Here is a 17,660-nt window from a genome sequence, read left to right on the forward strand (position 1 = left end):
TTTTACTTTTTTTAATGGGTCGGCCGTACCGTTCAAAATACGTTAGCTCATTATGCTTACTACTGCAAGCAGATGCTTTAAATATGCATGTTTAATAACTTGCCAAGAGGAGGCGTTTATGTTGTCTCTGCGTTATGAAGCTTATGGATTACATTGGATAAGCCAGATTCACATGCCCGAGCTCCGGATTGTGCCAAGCGGTCATGAACCGATGACGAAGACCACGGACGTATACATAGAGTCCACCGATTTAACTGCCCTGTGGGAGTCATGGGATGTGGGGGAAAGTAACTTTGTATGCAGAGAAGGGAGCCTTTTTTTTCGGGTAGCTGGAACAGGACTCTTCTTCATGGAGCAAGGACGGCGTATCCTGGTATCTCCTGAACCGGGAGCTGAAGAGAAAAAAGTCCGTTTATACATTCTGGGCACATGTATGGCTGTAATTATGATGCAGCGTAGCATACTTCCACTTCATGGGAGTGCTGTAGTCATTGATGGGTGGGCCTATGCATTTGTTGGTCACTCTGGTGCAGGGAAGTCTACATTATCGGCCGCACTTGCCTCACGCGGTTACCCGCTTATGACCGATGATGTGGTTGCACTGACGTGGGATGCAGGCGGAAGAGCCATTGTATCGCCGGGATATCCTCAACAGAAGTTATGGCAATCCAGCTTAGATGGCTTCGGGATGAACGAGCAGAACTATGCAACCATTCATGCCGAGGTAACAAAATATGCGATACCTGTTCAGCATTATTTTCATGATCGGGCTGTTCCTCTTGCGGGAATATTCGAATTAGATCCGAGGCCGGAGGAAGCTTCAGCAAGCATTCAAATGACAGAAGTCACGGGATTGGAGCGGTTGCACCTGTTGTGTACACATACGTTTCGAAGCACGCTTGTATCACGTCAAGGACTCGCACAATGGTTGTTCGAGACCGTCTCTAGGTTGTCTGCAAGTATAGAAGTTCACCGAATTACGAGGTCAGGCTCTGATTTTACGGCGTTTGAGATGGTAGATCGGATCGTAGACCATGTACGCAAAGGAGTGTATACAGAACAATGAATATGACCCAACCAATCCAAGAACAGGATCGCTTTGTACAGAAGGAAGGCCATCTCGTCAGTGATATGGGCGGTGAGAAGGTCATGATGAGCATTCAAAGTGGCAGGTATTACAATCTGGGCAGTACAGGGGGACACATCTGGGAATTGATTGCGGAGGAGCGCACATTGGCTGAGCTGGTAGATGCACTTGCCTCGGAGTATGAGATTGATCCTGAGATTTGTCGTGTGCAGGTTGTTCAGTTTCTGGAGCATTTGACCCGTGAGGGATTAATTAACGTCACCCGTGGAGCATAGAGAATGTTTCGGAAAATGGTTCGCAAAATCAAAGCGTACTTCTCATTGACACGGACTCTCCGTCTTATGTTGTGGGAAGCATTCTTCTATCTCGGACTGGCGCGCATTCTCAAAGCAATGCCATTTGCCAAAATTGCTCCAGGGCTCGGCATCCCCATGCATGAGACCCCGATGACTGGCCTAAATCGTAGTCAAATCGTCGCCTTACGGAATGTGTCTAAAGCGATTATGTTGGCAAGCAAAATCACACCATGGCAAAGCCGATGTCTCGTTATGGCTATTGCTGCAATGAAAATGCTAGAACGACGCAACATTAGTAGTACGCTCTATATGGGTACTGCTCGAAATAAAGAAGGGCAGATGATGGCTCACGCCTGGCTCAGAAGTGGAAAGCTGATCGTGACTGGAGCTGACACGATGGATCAATACACCGTAGTTGGTGTGTTTGGTAAACAATGTTCAGAGAAGGGATCTGGGGAAATTGTCTATGAATCTTGAATTTGAAGATTATACAACGGGGTTCCCGCAGGAACTCAAGCTGATGTTGTTCATGATCCAGAGTGATCCAACCTCTCAATCATCAGCACTAGAAGCGATGGCGGAGAACATCGATTGGAATCTATTTATGCGGTTAGTATATCATCATCGGCTGTATTCGGTGCTATATCTAAAGATCAAACATGGCAATATGTCATTTGTTCCAGCAAACGTTGTGGAAAGTTTCAGGCAGGAGTACACGGCGAATACATTTCGCATGTTACATCTAACAGCAGAGATGGAGCATGTGTGCGGTGCCTTGGCTGGACAAGGAATTCGGAATATCACGCTGAAGGGACCAGCTCTCGCTCACGATCTGTATGGCGAGATATCCATGCGTACATCGAAGGATCTGGATATCCTTATTCCTTTGGAGGATGTAGCAGCCGCAGAAGAAGTGCTAGAGACCCTAGGGTATGTAACGAAGGAAGGCACACGTATTACCGCAGTCCAGAGCTGGAAATGGCGAGAACATCATGTGTGTTATATGCATCCGGTCAAACGAACACAGGTAGAGGTGCATTGGCGTCTGAATCCAGATTCTGGCAAAGAGTCAGATTTTGAGGTGTTGTGGAAACGAAGCCGATTGAGCCCGTATACTCAAACCCCTGTTCGAATGCTGGAGAGAGAAGATCTATGGGTTTACCTGGTGACACATGGTGCAAGACACGGCTGGTTCCGATTACGCTGGCTCTTGGATATTGATCAGATGATCCGTACGATGCCGATGGATACAAATCTTCTAACGAAACGTTTGAAAGCAGAGGGACGTATGGCGATTGGAACGCAAGCTCTGCGATTAGTCTCAGCTCTGCTGAATACACCTCTGAACTCGAGCTATCATTCGCTGTTATCCTTGAATTCCAAGACAGGAGATCGGCTTGCAAGACACGGTGTGCTGTTTATGCATGAGATGGTTGAAAGCCCTGCACATGTGAAGAGTTACCAGTCTTATCTGTTTGCACTGAGAAGTCGGAGACAGAAAATGTTTTTTTTCATTGAACGATTGTATCCAAGCACTTGGGATGTGGAACAGTTTCCGCTCCCACGTTATTTGCACTTTTTATATTTTCCGTTACGTCCGTTCCTCTGGTTCTGGCGTCGAATGAAAAGGAACACGATGGCGGAAAGGGGATAACACGATGCTCTCAGAACTTCAATTTTATATGCGTAAATTACGTAGTGTAACTGGACCGGTACTCTATTGGAATCTACTAGGGATGATCAGTATCAGCTTGATGGAAGGCATCGGCATTTATATGTTAGTTCCGATGTTGAGCTTAATTGGAGTGTTCCAGCTGAACTCGGCCGGGATTCAGATCCCGTGGATCTCTGATGCCTTAAGTGGGTTATCTCAGAACAATCAGTTGCTCCTGGTACTTATAACTTTTGTTGTTATCCTCTCAGGTCAGGCATGGTTGCAACGTCTGCAGACGATTCGAAACACCAAAATCCAGCAGCAGTTTATACGGACACTACGCCTAGAAACCTATCGTTCAATCCTCGCGGCGGGCTGGCCTTTTTTTCTCCGAAAAAGAAAATCCGATTTTAACCATATATTAACGACTGAACTGGCACGGGTTAGCCAAGGTACGAATATTATGCTGCAAATGGCGGCCTCGTTAATCTTTACGGGTATTCAGATCGGTCTTGCTTTCTGGTTATCAGCCAAACTAACCACACTCGTACTGGTTTGTGGATTAGTGCTGTTCTTCGTTCTAAGGAAGTTCGTCAAACGTGCTAAGCAAATCGGAGATCAGACATCTGAATTCTCGCAACATTATTACCACGGGTTAACAGAACATTTTAACGGGATAAAAGATATCAAAAGTAACATGCTCGAAAGTTCTCATATTCATTGGTTTGACGGCATGTGCAAACGAATCGAACGTAATGTTATCCAGTTTAGCAAGCTTAATAGTGGAACACAGTTCATCCACAAGGTATCTTCAGCCGTCATTATTGCTGCGTTTATCTATCTCTCGATGCGTGTCCTAAATGTGCCCCCAGCAAGTTTGCTGCTTATTATTCTTATTTTCTCCCGTTTGTGGCCGAGATTCACTTCCATTCAGTCTAACCTGGAGTATATCAGCTCCATGCTGCCCGCTTTTCGGATTGTTCGTGAGCTACAGCTGGAAACGGAGAAAAGTCGTGAAATACATAATACCCTCACAGGTGCGGCATATCAGCCTGATTCTGATCCGTCTAGTCCTGGTCCGCGTTCCATGCGGATGAAAGCGAAATCCCAAGCCCAGGCTCAAGTGAGCACGAGTGGTATGGTGGAGGATATGCGTCCCATTCAGCCCTTGGAATTACTGCGCTCCATTAGCTGTGAGTATGTGAATTATCGTTATGAGGGAAGTAATACGTATGCTCTTCGTGAGGCGAATGTCACAATCCCGGCCAAAGGCATGACGGCTATTGTAGGTAAATCCGGTGCGGGAAAAAGTACCCTGATCGATCTTATTATGGGTCTGATACGACCGGAGAGTGGTCAGATTCTTATTGATGGTGAACCTCTCACCGAAAGCTCATTGCTGGCTTGGCGAAGCTCCATTGGGTATGTGCCCCAAGATCCATTTTTGTTTCATACGAGCATTCGTGAAAACTTGCGTTTGGTTGACCCAGATGCCAGCGAAGAACAGATGTGGCAAGCGTTACAGTTTTCGTCCTCGGCGTCCTTTGTACGCAAATTGCCACAGGGTCTAGATACCGTTATTGGTGATCGTGGCATAAGGTTATCCGGTGGTGAACGTCAACGGTTAGTGCTTGCACGTGTGATGTTGCGCAATCCTTCCGTGCTGGTATTAGATGAAGCGACAAGTGCATTAGACAGTGAAAATGAACAACATATTCATGAAGCGCTCGAACGCTTAAGAGGGCATGTAACGATCATTGTTATTGCCCATCGCTTGTCTACTATTCGTACAGCCGATCGTGTCATTGTCCTGGATGAAGGCCAGGTTATTCAGCAGGGCGGTTACCAGCAGCTGTCCACCGATCCTATTGGAACCTTCAGTAAGTTGCTCAATATGCAGGCAGGCGTAGTAGGTCAGTAGGAGTAGAGCAATAGGTGTTGAGTGATGTAAGCATTATTTCATGTTGTGCATGATAAAGAGGCGCAGACTATAGCTGCGCCTCATATCTTTAACATACGTCTGCGAACTGACAGTTACAGCCTCATACCTTCTACCTTCAAACTTTGAACATGAAAACTGCCGTAAGAGCTTATCCGATCCGGTTCGTGGTTGTAGACAGGGGAAGTTGTAGAGAATCGGTCTGCTCTAGATGCCTTACGATCTCAGCTACAGCTTCGTCCAAAGAGAGCAGTTCCGTATCGATAATGAGCGAAGGTTCCTCAGGAATATCATAAGGTGCGGAGATCCCAGTGAAATGTAGGATATCCCCGTTACGAGCTTTCTTGTATAAACCTTTTGGATCACGCCGCTCACATTCTTCAATAGAACAACGAACATAGATTTCAATAAAGTCACCAGGCTCGAATAACTGCTTGACCATTTCGCGATCCTCTGCGTGAGGAGAAATAAAAGCTGAGAGAACAATTAATCCAGCATCCACCATCAGTTTAGATACTTCACCAATACGGCGTAGGTTCTCTTGACGATCGGTGGCGGTAAAGCCAAGATCCCGATTAAGTCCATGACGCACATTGTCCCCGTCCAGCACATAACAACGTATTCCTGCGTCATATAGATGCTTCTCTAACGCAAAGGCAAGGGAGGACTTCCCTGCACCGGAAAGACCTGTGAACCACAGTGTACGGCTGCGATGACCATTGCGAATCTCGCGCTCTTGTCGATCTAAGCTGGATTGTTGCCAGGTAATGTTACGTTCTTCTCTCGTCACAGATATCCGCCTCTTCCTATGTAGTATATGTATAATATTTTAACATCTTTTCAAGATTGTAGCATCAAATTATACCTATCAATCATAGGCTATGTAAGGTATTTATTCTCAATTAAGAACCGATTTCTGCATCATAATATGGTATGGAATGGAGAGATCATAGGGAGCATGTTAAGTTCAATTTTGATCGCGCTGCAGGTCGTCATTTTAATCTGGTTTGGGTACTGGTTTATCATATCGTTGTTTGGATTCGGCAAAGCGAAACCGATGGAAATGCGTGCTCCTAAGAGTCGGTTCTTGCTGCTTGTTCCTGCTCATAACGAGGAGGTTGTCATTGGAGATCTACTAGACAATCTGAAGATGATTGATTATCCAGCGGAGTTGTTCGATATTTGTCTCATTGCCGATAATTGCTCTGATCGCACCGCCGATATTGGTCGTGAAAAGGAAGTCATTGTACTGGAACACTATTATATGCCTGGTGAACCTAAAGGCAAGCCGTATGCGATGAAATATGCACTAGATATGATCGACCTTGATGATTATGAAGGAATTTGCGTTTTCGATGCAGATAACTTGGTAACTCCGAACTATCTCAAAGAAATGAATAACCATCTCATCGCAGGCCATCGGATCATTCAATGTTATTTGGATACGAAGAATCCCAAGGATAATTTTATCACGATGTCTTATGCAACCAGCTATTATATGATGAACCGCTCGTGGCAATTAGCCAAATCTCGATTGGGGCTCGGAAATGCAATTGGTGGCACAGGATTCTGCGTGGAACGCCAATTGTTTAACGAGATTGGTTGGACTGCGCGCAGCTTAACCGAAGATTTAGAGTTCACCATGCAGGCATTGTTGAAAGGCGTTAAAACCCATTGGTCTCATTACGCCAAAGTGTATGACGAGAAACCAACGAATTTCTGGTTCAGCTGTGTTCAGCGTTTACGTTGGGCTAGGGGGCATTGGGACGTATGTTTCAAATATGCTTTTCCACTGATCTGGAGAGGCATCACGAAGCGTGATATGTCAGCGATTGATGGGGCGATGTATCTTCTTAACCCAGGGAAAGTAGTTGTCGCTACAGCAATGAGTATGATGTTTTATATATCACTGGTATTTGGAAACCAATTGTATGATCCATTTGTGCCGATGTGGTTATATGGAGCGATGATTCTATTTAATGTAGTGTATATTGGTATTGCGCTCCGAGATGCATCTCACAAGATCAATCTTTTCAAATCTTATGCAAGCCTGCTCTTCATTAGTTATTCCTACATTCCATTATTTATGTGGGCGTTGGTTACTTTTACGAAGCGTGTATGGATTAGAACAGAGCATACCAAGAGTACAAGTTTACAAGAGGTGGAGAAAGCTCAGGCCAGCGCCTAGTTAACGAAGAAGAGTCATCGGAATCTCAGGCTCCGAGGGACTCTTTTTTTGGTATACTATATGAGGTTGAATCGAATCAAATCGAATTGAAGGCACAGAGCAGTGACAGCTTAGTTGGAGGTTTCTTTGTATGAAAGTAAGTATTACGACATGGCATTCTCAGCAAAATCAAGAAACCTATATGCAGACCGTTCCGATCAAGCGAGGCTTATTATTCTATTTGGCACATACATACGAAACTTCCCATACATCAGGGCCATATGCTTTTGTCATGCAGATCAAACAGATGCAAAAGCTGCAAAGATTGTTAACCCCAAAAATGATCGATGGGAGGACGCTCTCTACTTCCATACGTATAAAGTGCAGTGATGGCGTTAAACGCAAATTAGCAATTCGGAAATTCGGACAAGATCACCTTGGAATTGGATTGCATATGGATGAGTATACATTTCTGACAAATGGAGAAGATCTAAATTCAATTCTTAGCGTCATTAGGGATCAATTGTCTCGGTTAAGTGTACGAGAAGATGAAGACTATAGCTGCCAAGAACGTGTTACGTTATACTCTGCGCAATCAACAACACAGTTTGAGTATGAAATGATAGACCGCCGCTTCCGTATCGTCATGATGCAGAAACAGTTGATAGAGGGTAAGGTGCGCGGGGGAGCCATATATGAATTTTACCTCGATATTCAAGTGTTACTTCAGTTGCAAGCTTGGATGAAGCACATGTCCTCTCATTCTCTCATAGAAGATACATTAACGATTACATTATCGGGTGCAATGGACATAGACCTCAAGGTGACGCGTTCTGAAAGGGGAGTTCAATTGGACATGATCAAAAAAGACGTTAAACAATGCAGGTTCTCATTACTCCCCGGTGAAGAAATTCAACAATTTGTCCAGTACATTCATGAAGCTATATACTGTTACTAAGAAACCAAAATACATATATTTGCTGTCCCTAAGGCATATTACCTGTAGGTGTTTGTATTAAATAAACAATACTCAGGAACAGGGGCGAGTTGGATGAAGCGATTGGTGCTTTACGTGCTGTTAGCGATAGTAGCAACCTGCACGCTGCCGGCACAGATTGAAGCATCGCCGGTGACCGGAGCATATCATTTCGGGTTCAAAAAAAGTCAAAATGGACAGTTACCTTCAATTGATCAGGAAGGGTTTAAGGCGATTCTAGAGCAAAATGATGCCATTTTCTTGGGAGATACGAAGCAAAAAGAATTGTACCTCACGTTTGATAACGGATATGAAAATGGGTTTACACCTGCGATTCTGGATGTGCTTCGTGACAAGAAGGTGCCTGCGGCTTTCTTTGTTACAGGACATTATCTGAAGGATCAACCGGAGCTGGTAAAACGAATGGCGGCTGAAGGCCATGTGGTCGGCAACCATTCCTGGAGCCATCCGGACATGACTAGAATCTCGAATGACAAGATCCGAACAGAGCTGGATCAGGTCAAGACTGAAATCAATCGATTAACGGGACAACAGGTGAGTTTTTTACGTCCGCCACGAGGTATTTTTAACAATCGTACGCTTGCAGAAAGTCATGCACAGGGATATGTGAATGTATTCTGGTCTGTGGCGTATAAAGACTGGGATACTAATGTACAACGTGGGGCGGATTACGCACGTCAGCAGGTGCTGAAACAGCTGCATCCAGGTGCGGTTATTCTGTTACACTCGGTTTCCAAAGATAACACAGAAGCACTCGGTTCCATTATTGATGAAGCGCGTCGGCAAGGATATGTGTTTAAACACTTGGATGATCTCAAAACAAAAAGCTACTAATGAAGTTTAGTGACAGGTTGAAACAGGATCAACTGTTGTTTTGAGGATATTTTGACGTTGAGATAAATTGCATCAAAATTAGGAATTTAGAAAAATATTATCTGCTTGAATACAGAAGGGCATCCTCAGCTATAACTAAGGATGCCCTTTACTTTGTAAATATAAAATCGTTATAGAAGCAGCTCCACATCATCTGGAATGTGACATTCAGATGTTACAATGCGGTATTATAAATAATACCGATCGTTTTGGGACCACAGTGACTACAGATCACACATCCTGCGGTAGCTAGCTCTACACGAGCGCCTGTCTCTTCTTGAAGTGACTTTTGCAAATCAAGCGCATCTTCCTCTGCCATCGTATGCACTACGATAATCAGATCCTTATCGATCTGCTCCTTATTGCTTAATGTGTTCTGCAGCATTTGCTCCAGAGCCTTTTCGCGTTTGCCGCGAACTTTGTAAGCGGGAGCCATTTTACCATCTGTAACTCGAATCACGGGGCGGATTTTCAGCAGGCTGCCAATTAGATTTTGCATGCCAGAGCATCGACCGCCTTTATGTAAATACTCCAGCGTATCAATGACGAATTCAGTCCGCACATTGGGTTTGAGGGCTTCGATTAAATGTGTGATCTCTGATAAGGTTTGACCATTCTGCGCTGCATGAACTGCTTTCATGACAAGCAGTCCAATTCCGGATGAGAGATTCAAGGAATCTATAACGGAAATTCGCCCTTCTGGGAATTCAGAGCTGGCGAGCAGGGCATTTTGATATGTAGAAGAAAGTTCAGAGGATAAACTGATATATAGGATATCATCCCCTTGGTCTATGTATGGCTGGAATGCCGTCATGAAATCCGCTGGAGAAGGCGCAGCTGTTTTGGGGAGACGACCATCCCTACTTACGCGCTCATATAGCTGCTCCGGTTTAATCTCAACACCGTCTTTCAATGATTCCTCGCCAAATACAACATAGAGCGGAATAATTCCAACGTCATACGTTTGAATCCACGATGGGGTCAGATCACTGGTGCTGTCTGTAAAAATTTTGATTCGTGACATGTTGATCTCCTTTGGATATGATAATTTGAATAAAAAGTATGTCATATGTTTGACGTTTGCAACGTATATGTTGCTGCTTCGTGCGACACCGTGTTGCCTGATTACGCCATGAACATCCCCGCTAGAATCAGTCCGGCAAATGCCAAAATCAAGATACCATTAAGAATCGTCCCGATAATGGCGAAGATTTTCTTCCGATTTTTGAGCACAAGCCCAATGACACCAACGATAAGCCCAGCCAAATTCAGGACGAGACAAACTAGGATGGATAGCGAAGCTAGAATGACCGCAGGATGCAGAGCAATTTCCTCAACGTTCGCAGGTGTGAACGAATCCAGTGAGCTAGTCAGAGCCATCGCAGCAAAGAAGAACGTTAAAATATAAGCAAACAGAGCGACTAATCCAAGAATAAAGCTAGCAATACCAGGGCCAGATTGTTTCAATCGGATATTGTTCGGTTCTTCTGGATACGGCGTGAACGAGTTGTTATCGTATGAATGTGGTTCATTCAGATGGTTATTATTCATATTATATGATTTCCCTCCTTATCCTGCTGATTAGGTAATGCATGTTATTACCCTTATTTAAACGTAGTGATTCTTGAGTTGGTTTCAAAAACACACCTTTTTACTTTTCCATAAAAGTCGATAAAAATCAAGATATCTCAGCACTTTCGCTATTGTTTTCGAGTGAATGTATACTTTATAACAACCAAAGTAGGCGAGTACGTTCAGTTATTGAGCTAACTGGCAAACGATAGTGAAATTCGGTTACAATAAAACATAGTGCAAACTATGAACTTAAAGGGGAGATAGAGGGAAATGCAACGTAAATGGATGATGCTGGGCGCAATACTTACGATGCTGTCTGTGGCGATTGGTGCGTTCGGTGCACATATTGTAAAGGAGCACATTGATGCCAAAGCCCTTGCTACCTATGAAACGGGTGTACAGTACCACATGATCCACGCTGTCGCTTTGCTGATTGTTGGACTTACCGCAGGACAACTAGGGGAGTCGGCGAAGCTTAGATGGTCGGCACGTCTTCTGCTGATTGGGATCATTGTGTTCTCTGGTAGCTTATATGTACTCAGTACAACAGGAATCAAAATATTAGGCGCCATTACTCCAATTGGTGGTGTAGCTTTTATTGCAGGTTGGCTACTGTTCGCCTTAGACGTGTGGCAACGAGGTAAGGGACGATCCTAATTACATAAGGATGCTTCCGTGTTTCACTTGAAAAACCATTGTTAATATAGAATACTTGATTTAACTAATGCGCTTACACCATGTTTAAAAAAAGCAGCCTACATGGAAATGTAATGGGATTTCCACGCGGGCTGCTTTTCATTATACTTTGTTGTTTTTACAAAAACTCATCAATTTCATTCGTTTTGAAAGTGTAAACCTGCTTCTCATCTACATGGTAAATGCTTACGAGGTTATTTTCCCGATCAAAATTTAAAATGCGGCAAGGGATACTCTGATGTTTACCGTTCTTGTTGTTTACCACAATACGTGTTAGACGATTTTCCTTAATCAGTGTGTCGATCCATTCATCAAATGAGTTTCCGCTTTGGGAAGGCTCGGATGATTCCTTCTTTGGAGTGACATCTTTAGGTTGCTCTTTTTTGGCTGGAGCAGAAGAAGCATTCGTTGAAGCGCTTTTCTGTACCGTACTGTCCTGAGCTTTTTTTCGTCCATTGTGAAGAGCCGTAATGGATTCTTTTTTAGATTGAATTGTCGCTTCAATAATCTTGCCAAGCTCTATACCGGATTGAATCCGGAAGTCCACAATCTGTTCCTCTTTGTTCATGAGCTCCAACAGGGACTGCAGTGCCAGTGCATTTGAGCGGTTCTTAATCAGAACATCGACGTTAAATAGATAGCCGATTTCTTCTTCGTTGGATAAGGTTTCTTTCATTCATCCCAGCCCCGTTAAAATATATGTGAATACCGTAATACGTCTAACCTACTATATCATTAATGTGGCAATAATCATAGTGTCAAGGCGGAGAAAATGCTATGGAAGAATCGGTTAAAGCCAGGGGGGTTGAAGCGGCATTCATTTTTGCTTTTTAGCTATATTATTTGTAAATAAAGTTGGTAATGACTGGTGATTCAGTAGAGTTATAGATGTGGATAGTAATCAAATTCGAAAGATTCGTTTTGAAGACTATGAAAGAACACTTCGAAATTGAAGGAGATGAACAAATGAGTTATTACGAATTAGCAGCGAAGAGAATCAGAAATATTGACCCTAACCTATATATTGGAATCTCGCAGAAAAGATACGAAGAAGTAAGAACTAAAGGGGAGTACGCTGCAGACGCCACATTGATTGCTGAATATTACCGTAGGGTGGGCGTTTTTTTGCAGCATCTCTCCAAAGAAGCCACCGGCATTTATGTGGGAATGGATTTGTTAATTGGTTATCGAATTCCTGATGATGCATGGGACAACTTCGTAGTTGATTTTCCTAATTTTAAAGATATTGACCTGAGCCTTATAAAGCTGTTAAGTATGCACTATCTGCGATGGTGCGCTCTAATTGATGAGAAGAACGGTTTTGCTTTACAGTACCCAGACATCTATGAACCGATGATCACATTGTTTGAAAGAGGAGGTGGACGCATTAGTACCCATCACCATGAACTAGTTGGAGGGTTTGGCGGTTTTCCTAAGACGATCTATGCCACGAGAGGGGACATGAACCCTTTTGACATCAGCGAGAGCACACTTAAAAAGATCATTGAAGAGGTGGAGTTCGCGTAGCATATCTTAAGGTGTATAAAAATGGGGATTTAACTGAACGGAACTGTATCCGTTGCGGCAATCGTCTATTGATCCATTCACACATCACGGAATATGGTTATCCATGGTACAACATTAAATGTGAGTCTGAGAGTTGTTTTGATAAAAATTTCTCATGATTCAATTGATAAAAAGATTGTAAATGGCTTGCTGATTTCGAGAATAAATTGATCTTATCTCGAATGTGAAAGACGGATTCGGAAGCCATTTTCTCGATACACGGCAAGTGTCCACACGACTCTTCAGGGCAAGGCATACAATTATCTTGACCTGCGGAAGAGGAGGTGGATCGGAAGACTATGGTGACGATGGAGCCGATTGTCGTTGGGGAACACGTGTTGGTGGGAGTAGAGGTTAAGCTGCCCAAAACAACGCTGCTCACAATTAACACATCGAAGGGGTATATCATGTGTGGAGCACTCGATGTGGGATTACTTAATGAGGTGCTGGGAGATCGCAAGATTATTGCAGCTCGGGCAGTAGGTGTGCGCACACTGGAACAATTGCTGCATGCTCCGATGGAATCGGTGACAACAGAAGCCGAAGCTATGGGCATTACAGTTGGCATGACCGGCGTAGATGCATTATTGAAAATGATCTGAACATCTAAATGGATTATAGCATCTAATCCAAACTAATATTATCCCCATCCCAATTTAAATGGTATTTCAACTCTACATCAATCCAATATCAAACTAACTTCAAGGTTAACGCCAAAAAAAAGGGCTCCTTTCAGGGAGCCCTCATTTCTTTACGTATCATTTATGTCATAGAACTCGGTTCATAAATATAGGAATTAAGCTTCTTCCTTAGCAAACAATGCTGCAAGATTCTCTTTGAAAGGCGCACGCACGACACCTTTTTCCGTAATGATGGCTGTGACATACTCGTTCGGAGTAACATCGAAAGCTGGGTTAAATACTTTAACACCTTGCGGTGCGGTACGTTTGCCAAAACCTTCGGTAACTTCCTCTGCTGCACGCTCTTCTATTGGAATAAGATCGCCTGATGGCGTAGACAGATCAATGGTGGACAGTGGGCTAGCTACATAGAACGGAATGTTATGCGCTTTGGCAAGTACTGCAACGCTGTACGTTCCGATTTTGTTCGCTACATCGCCATTCGCAGCCACACGATCTGTGCCGACGATAACGGCTTGAATCCATCCCTTCGACATGACCATTCCGGCCATATTATCACAGAGCAGTGTAACGTCAATGCCAGCCTGTTGCAATTCAAATGCAGTCAGGCGTGCCCCTTGCAGTACAGGACGAGTTTCGTCCGCAAATACTTTAAGGTTGATACCGCGTTCTTGAGCGAGATACATCGGTGCAGTTGCTGTGCCGTATTTGGCTGTCGCGAGTCCACCGGCATTACAGTGCGTAAGCACACCCATACCATCCTCGAACAGTGGGAGTGCGTTCTCGCCGATCATACGGCATACTTCTTCGTCTTCTTTTTGAATGAGAAGAGCTTCGGCTTCAAGCGCTGCATTACCATCCTCAATCGATGTGCCAGCCTCTGCAAGCTCATTGGCCTTTTGCATCATACGATCCAGCGCCCAGAACAGATTAACTGCTGTTGGACGAGATGTTGCCAAGTGAGCACAGATGGATTTTACATGATCCAGCCAGCCTGGTGTACCCATTCCATCATAAGCTTTGGCGCCTAGAACAACGCCGAATGCAGCAGCAATCCCGATCGCAGGAGCTCCACGTACTTTCATGGAATGAATCGCTTCCCATACTTCCTCAGGTGTGTACAGCTTCAGCATCAGAATGGTCTCGGGTAGAAGACGCTGGTCAAGCATTTCAAGCTTGTCCTGTTTCCATATCAGGGAGGACAAAGGCTGGTGTTCAGAAGTTGTCATGGGTGTGCCTCCGTTTTTGTTAGATTTATGATTTGAGTGCAGAGACAGCTGTAGACACGGTGTCTAACAGTTCTCCGATGGTGTTCAAGCGACGATTGCTCTTAATAAGAGCTTTACCAATGGCTAGTGCTTTGCGCTGTGCGCGTTCACGTTGTGCTGCATCTTCAATGGTATCGATATCCGCTACATGTGCGAGACCTACAATACGACGTACCATTTTTGCACCAGCGAAGCCAGCTGTATCCCGGAACACTTTTTGTACATAGTGGTCTTGATATCCCGGAGCTTTTGCCATAGGGTCAACCAAATCATTCACCCACAGGGCACGGAAACGGCTCTCAAATTCGGTCCAGACGTCCCGAACCATGTCTAGCAGCAGAGCTTCACGCTCTTGAAGTGCTTGGCTATCTTTGATCGATCCTGGAAGGGAAGCATAATTGAGTAGCAGGTTCGCAATCACCGCACCAATATCGAAGCCCATCGGCCCATAATAAGCAAACTCTGGATCAATGACTTTAGTGGATTCTGGTGTTACAAAAATGCTGCCTGTGTGCAGGTCGCCATGAAGCAGTGCTTCACCATGAGTCAGAAATTTCTCGCGTAATAAAGCAACTTCCAAGTGAAGTTCTCCATCCGTACGAAGCGCCTCAGCTTCGTCCTCAATAGAAGCTTCATAATTATTTTTCTCAGCGATCCGGTAGGGCTCATCGAATATCAAATCCTCGGTTATTTTACACTGATCTGGATTGATAAATCGACCTTGTTTTTCTTTCTTCAGTTGCTGGTTCATGCCGAGGTCGGAAGTAAAGAAGAGTGTTCTTGCCATAAATTCACCGATATGTTGTGCAAAAAGTGGATAGCTTGTACCCTCTATAAGACCTTTGCGCATAATCACATGATCACTCAGATCTTCCATTACCGTTAATGCAAGATCGTCATCGTAATGATACACCTCAGGCACCATTCCAGGGCAGAGACGATACTCTTCCTGTAGAATTTCACGCTCAATGCGAGCCCGTACAAGAGACAATGGCCATGATTCTCCTACGACTTTCGCATAAGGAAGCGCCTGTTTGATAATGATACTTTTATCGGAGTTCTGATCTGTGATATGGAAAACCAAATTCAGATTGCCGTCGCCGATCTCACGACATTCTAGATTCGAATCTGCCGTAAACGGATCAGGTAATGTTCGCGCCAATTCGATTGCTTCCTGGGGTGTTAAAGGGTGATATTGGGACAAGAATGCCACCTCCATATATATGAAGAAACAGGAAAACCCACTTCTTTGCTTGGTATATGTCAGTATATCGGAATTAGCTCTGCTTTTGTACCCTTTTTTTGATACTGGCGATGTCAATCTTGTTTCACACTTCAGGGACGAGGGTAAAAACAAATAGGCCGGACGGTTGAAGTAAAACGCCCGACAAGGCTTCCCGCAAGCGGCGGTGCCGAATAGCTAAATCTCTGTTATACAGGGCAGAACGACTCTGCTTTCTCGTGTAACGGACTAACTTTAAATAAAGGATGGGATTCAAATGGCTACAACTAACAAAACAAATCAAACAAAAACAGTTGAACAATTACTTAATCGTCAAGTGGCAAACTTGAACGTCCTTTACGTCAAAATTCATAACTATCACTGGTATGTAAAAGGTCCTAATTTCTTCACATTGCATGTTAAATTTGAAGAGTTCTATAATGAAGTGACTGTACAAATGGACGAAATTGCTGAGCGTATTCTTACACTTAAAGGTAGCCCAGCAGCTACAATGAAAGAATATCTGGAGCTCTCTTCTATTCAAGAAGCTGCAGGTGGAGAAGATGCGAAACAGATGGTGCAGAACCTAATCGAAGATTTCGCAACGCTGTCTAATGAATATCAGGAAGGTATTGAAGCGGCTGACGCTGCTGAAGATCAACCTACATCAGATATGCTGACAGGATTCAAGGCAGATCTGGAGAAGCATATGTGGATGCTTCGCTCCTTCTTGGGCTAAGACATCGATTTTCATCCATTACTATAGTACCTAAGTATGTACTAGTACACGAATCGTCGCCTTTCCTACGTTATGGAGAGTTGTCAGGTAGGCGCCCCAACGTCTATACTGCTGACAAGACCGATTCGGGGAGGGGAGCATATGATAGGTAACAATATACCGGCATTGAAAGAGTGGGCTTCCACGATCAAAGCCTTAGAACAAGGTCGCCAAATTATGGTGATGCGTAAAGGCGGGATCGTGGAGGAAACTCGACATTTTGAGCTGAAAAGTCCAGCGTTTGTTCTGTATCCGACTTATGAACATCAGCGTATAGAACTGATCAAGTCCTCTGATCATCCCTATGTTGAGGAGTCATTGGCCGAATGGGTGCCCGAAGCCTCGACAATCCGCATCACCTCTTATGCCGAAGTGGTGCAAGATGTGGAGATTAGAGATCAGGAGACGCTGGATAAACTTCTAGATTTACATATGTGGACTGCGGATTTTGCCGAAGACCGCCTGAAGTGGAAACGAAAAGATCCGCTCCATGTATTATTGTTGCGCGTGTACCGTTTGAATGAACCGATGGAGATTCCGATTTTGTCTGAATACAATGGTTGTCGTTCTTGGATTTCCATTCCGAATGGTTCGTTGCCGAGCGAAATGACGCCGGTGATGGACGTTGCGGATTTTGACGAACAGGTACGGAAGGTTAACGAATTGCTCAAAAACGAAGAATAATGACAAGAAGGGCTTGTCCATCATATGGATAAGTCCTTTTTTTTGTAGGAGGACATGCTATAACAAAAGATGTGTTACAGTGATTTTTGTCACTGTTTATATACTGTCAGGATGTATTCTCATTTGATTCAAACCTACTTTTATTATAGAATCAGGTAGAATAATGTTTTATCCGGAGGACAAGAGTTCTCGGAAATGACTTGATAATCAATGAGAA

At 44.1% G+C, this 17,660-nt stretch carries 19 protein-coding genes; 13 read left to right on the forward strand and 6 right to left on the reverse strand.

Annotated features, from left to right (window positions below; genetic code table 11):
* Positions 1-118: 118 nt before the first annotated feature.
* From V6W81_RS08905 to V6W81_RS08925, 5 genes are read left to right on the forward strand one after another with little or no spacing between them, the layout of a single operon-like run.
* Positions 119-1,066, forward strand: coding sequence for an aldolase (locus V6W81_RS08905; RefSeq protein ID WP_145047934.1), 948 nt, complete (start codon positions 119-121; stop codon positions 1,064-1,066).
* Positions 1,063-1,362 carry a lasso peptide biosynthesis PqqD family chaperone gene (locus V6W81_RS08910; protein WP_145047933.1) on the forward strand — a complete coding sequence of 100 codons (300 nt, stop codon included), beginning with the start codon at positions 1,063-1,065 and terminating at the stop codon, positions 1,360-1,362. The genes V6W81_RS08905 and V6W81_RS08910 overlap by 4 nt, the downstream gene beginning before the upstream one ends.
* Positions 1,363-1,365: 3 nt before the next feature.
* On the forward strand, positions 1,366-1,860 hold the full coding sequence (locus V6W81_RS08915) for a lasso peptide biosynthesis B2 protein (RefSeq protein ID WP_260985389.1): 495 nt from the start codon (positions 1,366-1,368) through the stop codon (positions 1,858-1,860).
* Entirely contained in the window at positions 1,850-3,037 is a 1,188-nt protein-coding gene (locus V6W81_RS08920) for a nucleotidyltransferase domain-containing protein (protein WP_338542716.1), read from the forward strand. The genes V6W81_RS08915 and V6W81_RS08920 overlap by 11 nt, the downstream gene beginning before the upstream one ends.
* Positions 3,038-3,041: 4 nt before the next feature.
* A complete protein-coding gene (locus tag V6W81_RS08925) occupies positions 3,042-4,958 on the forward strand; it encodes an ABC transporter ATP-binding protein (protein WP_338542717.1) in 1,917 nt (638 codons plus the stop codon).
* A 169-nt stretch (positions 4,959-5,127) separates the two neighbouring features.
* Here V6W81_RS08925 and cysC read toward each other — a convergent pair whose 3' ends face one another.
* The gene (gene cysC / locus V6W81_RS08930) at positions 5,128-5,766 is read right to left on the reverse strand and encodes an adenylyl-sulfate kinase (protein ID WP_145047930.1); all 639 of its coding nucleotides are present in this window, start codon (positions 5,764-5,766) and stop codon (positions 5,128-5,130) included.
* A gap of 168 nt (positions 5,767-5,934) precedes the next feature.
* Here cysC and V6W81_RS08935 point away from each other — a divergent pair, with 168 nt between their 5' ends.
* From V6W81_RS08935 to pdaA, 3 genes are all read left to right on the forward strand, one after another.
* Entirely contained in the window at positions 5,935-7,164 is a 1,230-nt protein-coding gene (locus V6W81_RS08935) for a glycosyltransferase family 2 protein (RefSeq protein WP_338542718.1), read from the forward strand.
* A gap of 130 nt (positions 7,165-7,294) precedes the next feature.
* Positions 7,295-8,101, forward strand: a complete 807-nt coding sequence (locus V6W81_RS08940) for a hypothetical protein (protein WP_338542720.1) — start codon at positions 7,295-7,297, stop codon at positions 8,099-8,101.
* Positions 8,102-8,194: 93 nt separating this feature from the next.
* Positions 8,195-8,974, forward strand: coding sequence for a delta-lactam-biosynthetic de-N-acetylase (pdaA, locus tag V6W81_RS08945; RefSeq protein ID WP_056698387.1), 780 nt, complete (start codon positions 8,195-8,197; stop codon positions 8,972-8,974).
* A gap of 214 nt (positions 8,975-9,188) precedes the next feature.
* On the opposite strand, the gene V6W81_RS08950 is transcribed toward pdaA, so the two are convergent.
* On the reverse strand, positions 9,189-10,037 hold the full coding sequence (locus V6W81_RS08950; RefSeq protein WP_338542721.1) for a DegV family protein: 849 nt from the start codon (positions 10,035-10,037) through the stop codon (positions 9,189-9,191).
* Between the two features lie 101 nt (positions 10,038-10,138).
* Positions 10,139-10,564, reverse strand: a complete 426-nt coding sequence (locus V6W81_RS08955) for a hypothetical protein (RefSeq protein WP_056698381.1) — start codon at positions 10,562-10,564, stop codon at positions 10,139-10,141.
* A 294-nt stretch (positions 10,565-10,858) separates the two neighbouring features.
* Here V6W81_RS08955 and V6W81_RS08960 point away from each other — a divergent pair, with 294 nt between their 5' ends.
* Positions 10,859-11,245, forward strand: coding sequence for a DUF423 domain-containing protein (locus tag V6W81_RS08960; protein ID WP_145047925.1), 387 nt, complete (start codon positions 10,859-10,861; stop codon positions 11,243-11,245).
* A gap of 157 nt (positions 11,246-11,402) precedes the next feature.
* On the opposite strand, the gene V6W81_RS08965 is transcribed toward V6W81_RS08960, so the two are convergent.
* Entirely contained in the window at positions 11,403-11,960 is a 558-nt protein-coding gene (locus tag V6W81_RS08965; RefSeq protein ID WP_338542722.1) for a hypothetical protein, read from the reverse strand.
* 290 nt (positions 11,961-12,250) lie between these two features.
* On the opposite strand from V6W81_RS08965, the gene V6W81_RS08970 reads away from it, so the two are divergent.
* Together V6W81_RS08970 and V6W81_RS08975 are read left to right on the forward strand one after the other, a co-directional pair.
* Entirely contained in the window at positions 12,251-12,811 is a 561-nt protein-coding gene (locus V6W81_RS08970) for a hypothetical protein (protein WP_338542723.1), read from the forward strand.
* Between the two features lie 338 nt (positions 12,812-13,149).
* Positions 13,150-13,452, forward strand: coding sequence for a YunC family protein (locus V6W81_RS08975; protein WP_056698365.1), 303 nt, complete (start codon positions 13,150-13,152; stop codon positions 13,450-13,452).
* Positions 13,453-13,646: 194 nt separating this feature from the next.
* Here the strand turns inward: V6W81_RS08975 and mtnA are convergent, their stop codons facing one another.
* Together mtnA and mtnK are read right to left on the reverse strand one after the other, a co-directional pair.
* A complete protein-coding gene (mtnA, locus tag V6W81_RS08980; RefSeq protein WP_338542724.1) occupies positions 13,647-14,720 on the reverse strand; it encodes an S-methyl-5-thioribose-1-phosphate isomerase in 1,074 nt (357 codons plus the stop codon).
* A gap of 25 nt (positions 14,721-14,745) precedes the next feature.
* Positions 14,746-15,963: an S-methyl-5-thioribose kinase gene (gene mtnK / locus V6W81_RS08985; protein WP_338542725.1), complete on the reverse strand. Its 1,218-nt coding sequence runs from the start codon at positions 15,961-15,963 to the stop codon at positions 14,746-14,748.
* A gap of 295 nt (positions 15,964-16,258) precedes the next feature.
* On the opposite strand from mtnK, the gene V6W81_RS08990 reads away from it, so the two are divergent.
* Positions 16,259-16,720: a Dps family protein gene (locus V6W81_RS08990; RefSeq protein WP_056698356.1), complete on the forward strand. Its 462-nt coding sequence runs from the start codon at positions 16,259-16,261 to the stop codon at positions 16,718-16,720.
* Between the two features lie 141 nt (positions 16,721-16,861).
* Positions 16,862-17,443 carry a DUF1802 family protein gene (locus V6W81_RS08995; protein ID WP_338542726.1) on the forward strand — a complete coding sequence of 194 codons (582 nt, stop codon included), beginning with the start codon at positions 16,862-16,864 and terminating at the stop codon, positions 17,441-17,443.
* The last annotated feature ends 217 nt before the right edge of the window (positions 17,444-17,660 follow it).

It is taken from the genome of Paenibacillus tundrae (assembly GCF_036884255.1).
Lineage (GTDB): Bacteria > Bacillota > Bacilli > Paenibacillales > Paenibacillaceae > Paenibacillus.

Excerpts from the sequence above, each read along its gene's own strand:
- V6W81_RS08905 (WP_145047934.1), top strand. The coding sequence starts at position 119 with ATGTTGTCTCTGCGTTATGAAGCTTATGGATTACATTGGATAAGCCAG.
- V6W81_RS08910 (WP_145047933.1), top strand. The coding sequence starts at position 1,063 with ATGAATATGACCCAACCAATCCAAGAACAGGATCGCTTTGTACAGAAG.
- V6W81_RS08915 (WP_260985389.1), top strand. The coding sequence starts at position 1,366 with ATGTTTCGGAAAATGGTTCGCAAAATCAAAGCGTACTTCTCATTGACA.
- V6W81_RS08920 (WP_338542716.1), top strand. The coding sequence starts at position 1,850 with ATGAATCTTGAATTTGAAGATTATACAACGGGGTTCCCGCAGGAACTC.
- V6W81_RS08925 (WP_338542717.1), top strand. The coding sequence starts at position 3,042 with ATGCTCTCAGAACTTCAATTTTATATGCGTAAATTACGTAGTGTAACT.
- V6W81_RS08935 (WP_338542718.1), top strand. The coding sequence starts at position 5,935 with ATGTTAAGTTCAATTTTGATCGCGCTGCAGGTCGTCATTTTAATCTGG.
- V6W81_RS08940 (WP_338542720.1), top strand. The coding sequence starts at position 7,295 with ATGAAAGTAAGTATTACGACATGGCATTCTCAGCAAAATCAAGAAACC.
- pdaA (WP_056698387.1), top strand. The coding sequence starts at position 8,195 with ATGAAGCGATTGGTGCTTTACGTGCTGTTAGCGATAGTAGCAACCTGC.
- V6W81_RS08950 (WP_338542721.1), bottom strand. The coding sequence starts at position 10,037 with ATGTCACGAATCAAAATTTTTACAGACAGCACCAGTGATCTGACCCCA.
- V6W81_RS08955 (WP_056698381.1), bottom strand. The coding sequence starts at position 10,564 with ATGAATAATAACCATCTGAATGAACCACATTCATACGATAACAACTCG.
- V6W81_RS08960 (WP_145047925.1), top strand. The coding sequence starts at position 10,859 with ATGCAACGTAAATGGATGATGCTGGGCGCAATACTTACGATGCTGTCT.
- V6W81_RS08965 (WP_338542722.1), bottom strand. The coding sequence starts at position 11,960 with ATGAAAGAAACCTTATCCAACGAAGAAGAAATCGGCTATCTATTTAAC.
- V6W81_RS08970 (WP_338542723.1), top strand. The coding sequence starts at position 12,251 with ATGAGTTATTACGAATTAGCAGCGAAGAGAATCAGAAATATTGACCCT.
- V6W81_RS08975 (WP_056698365.1), top strand. The coding sequence starts at position 13,150 with ATGGTGACGATGGAGCCGATTGTCGTTGGGGAACACGTGTTGGTGGGA.
- mtnA (WP_338542724.1), bottom strand. The coding sequence starts at position 14,720 with ATGACAACTTCTGAACACCAGCCTTTGTCCTCCCTGATATGGAAACAG.
- V6W81_RS08990 (WP_056698356.1), top strand. The coding sequence starts at position 16,259 with ATGGCTACAACTAACAAAACAAATCAAACAAAAACAGTTGAACAATTA.
- V6W81_RS08995 (WP_338542726.1), top strand. The coding sequence starts at position 16,862 with ATGATAGGTAACAATATACCGGCATTGAAAGAGTGGGCTTCCACGATC.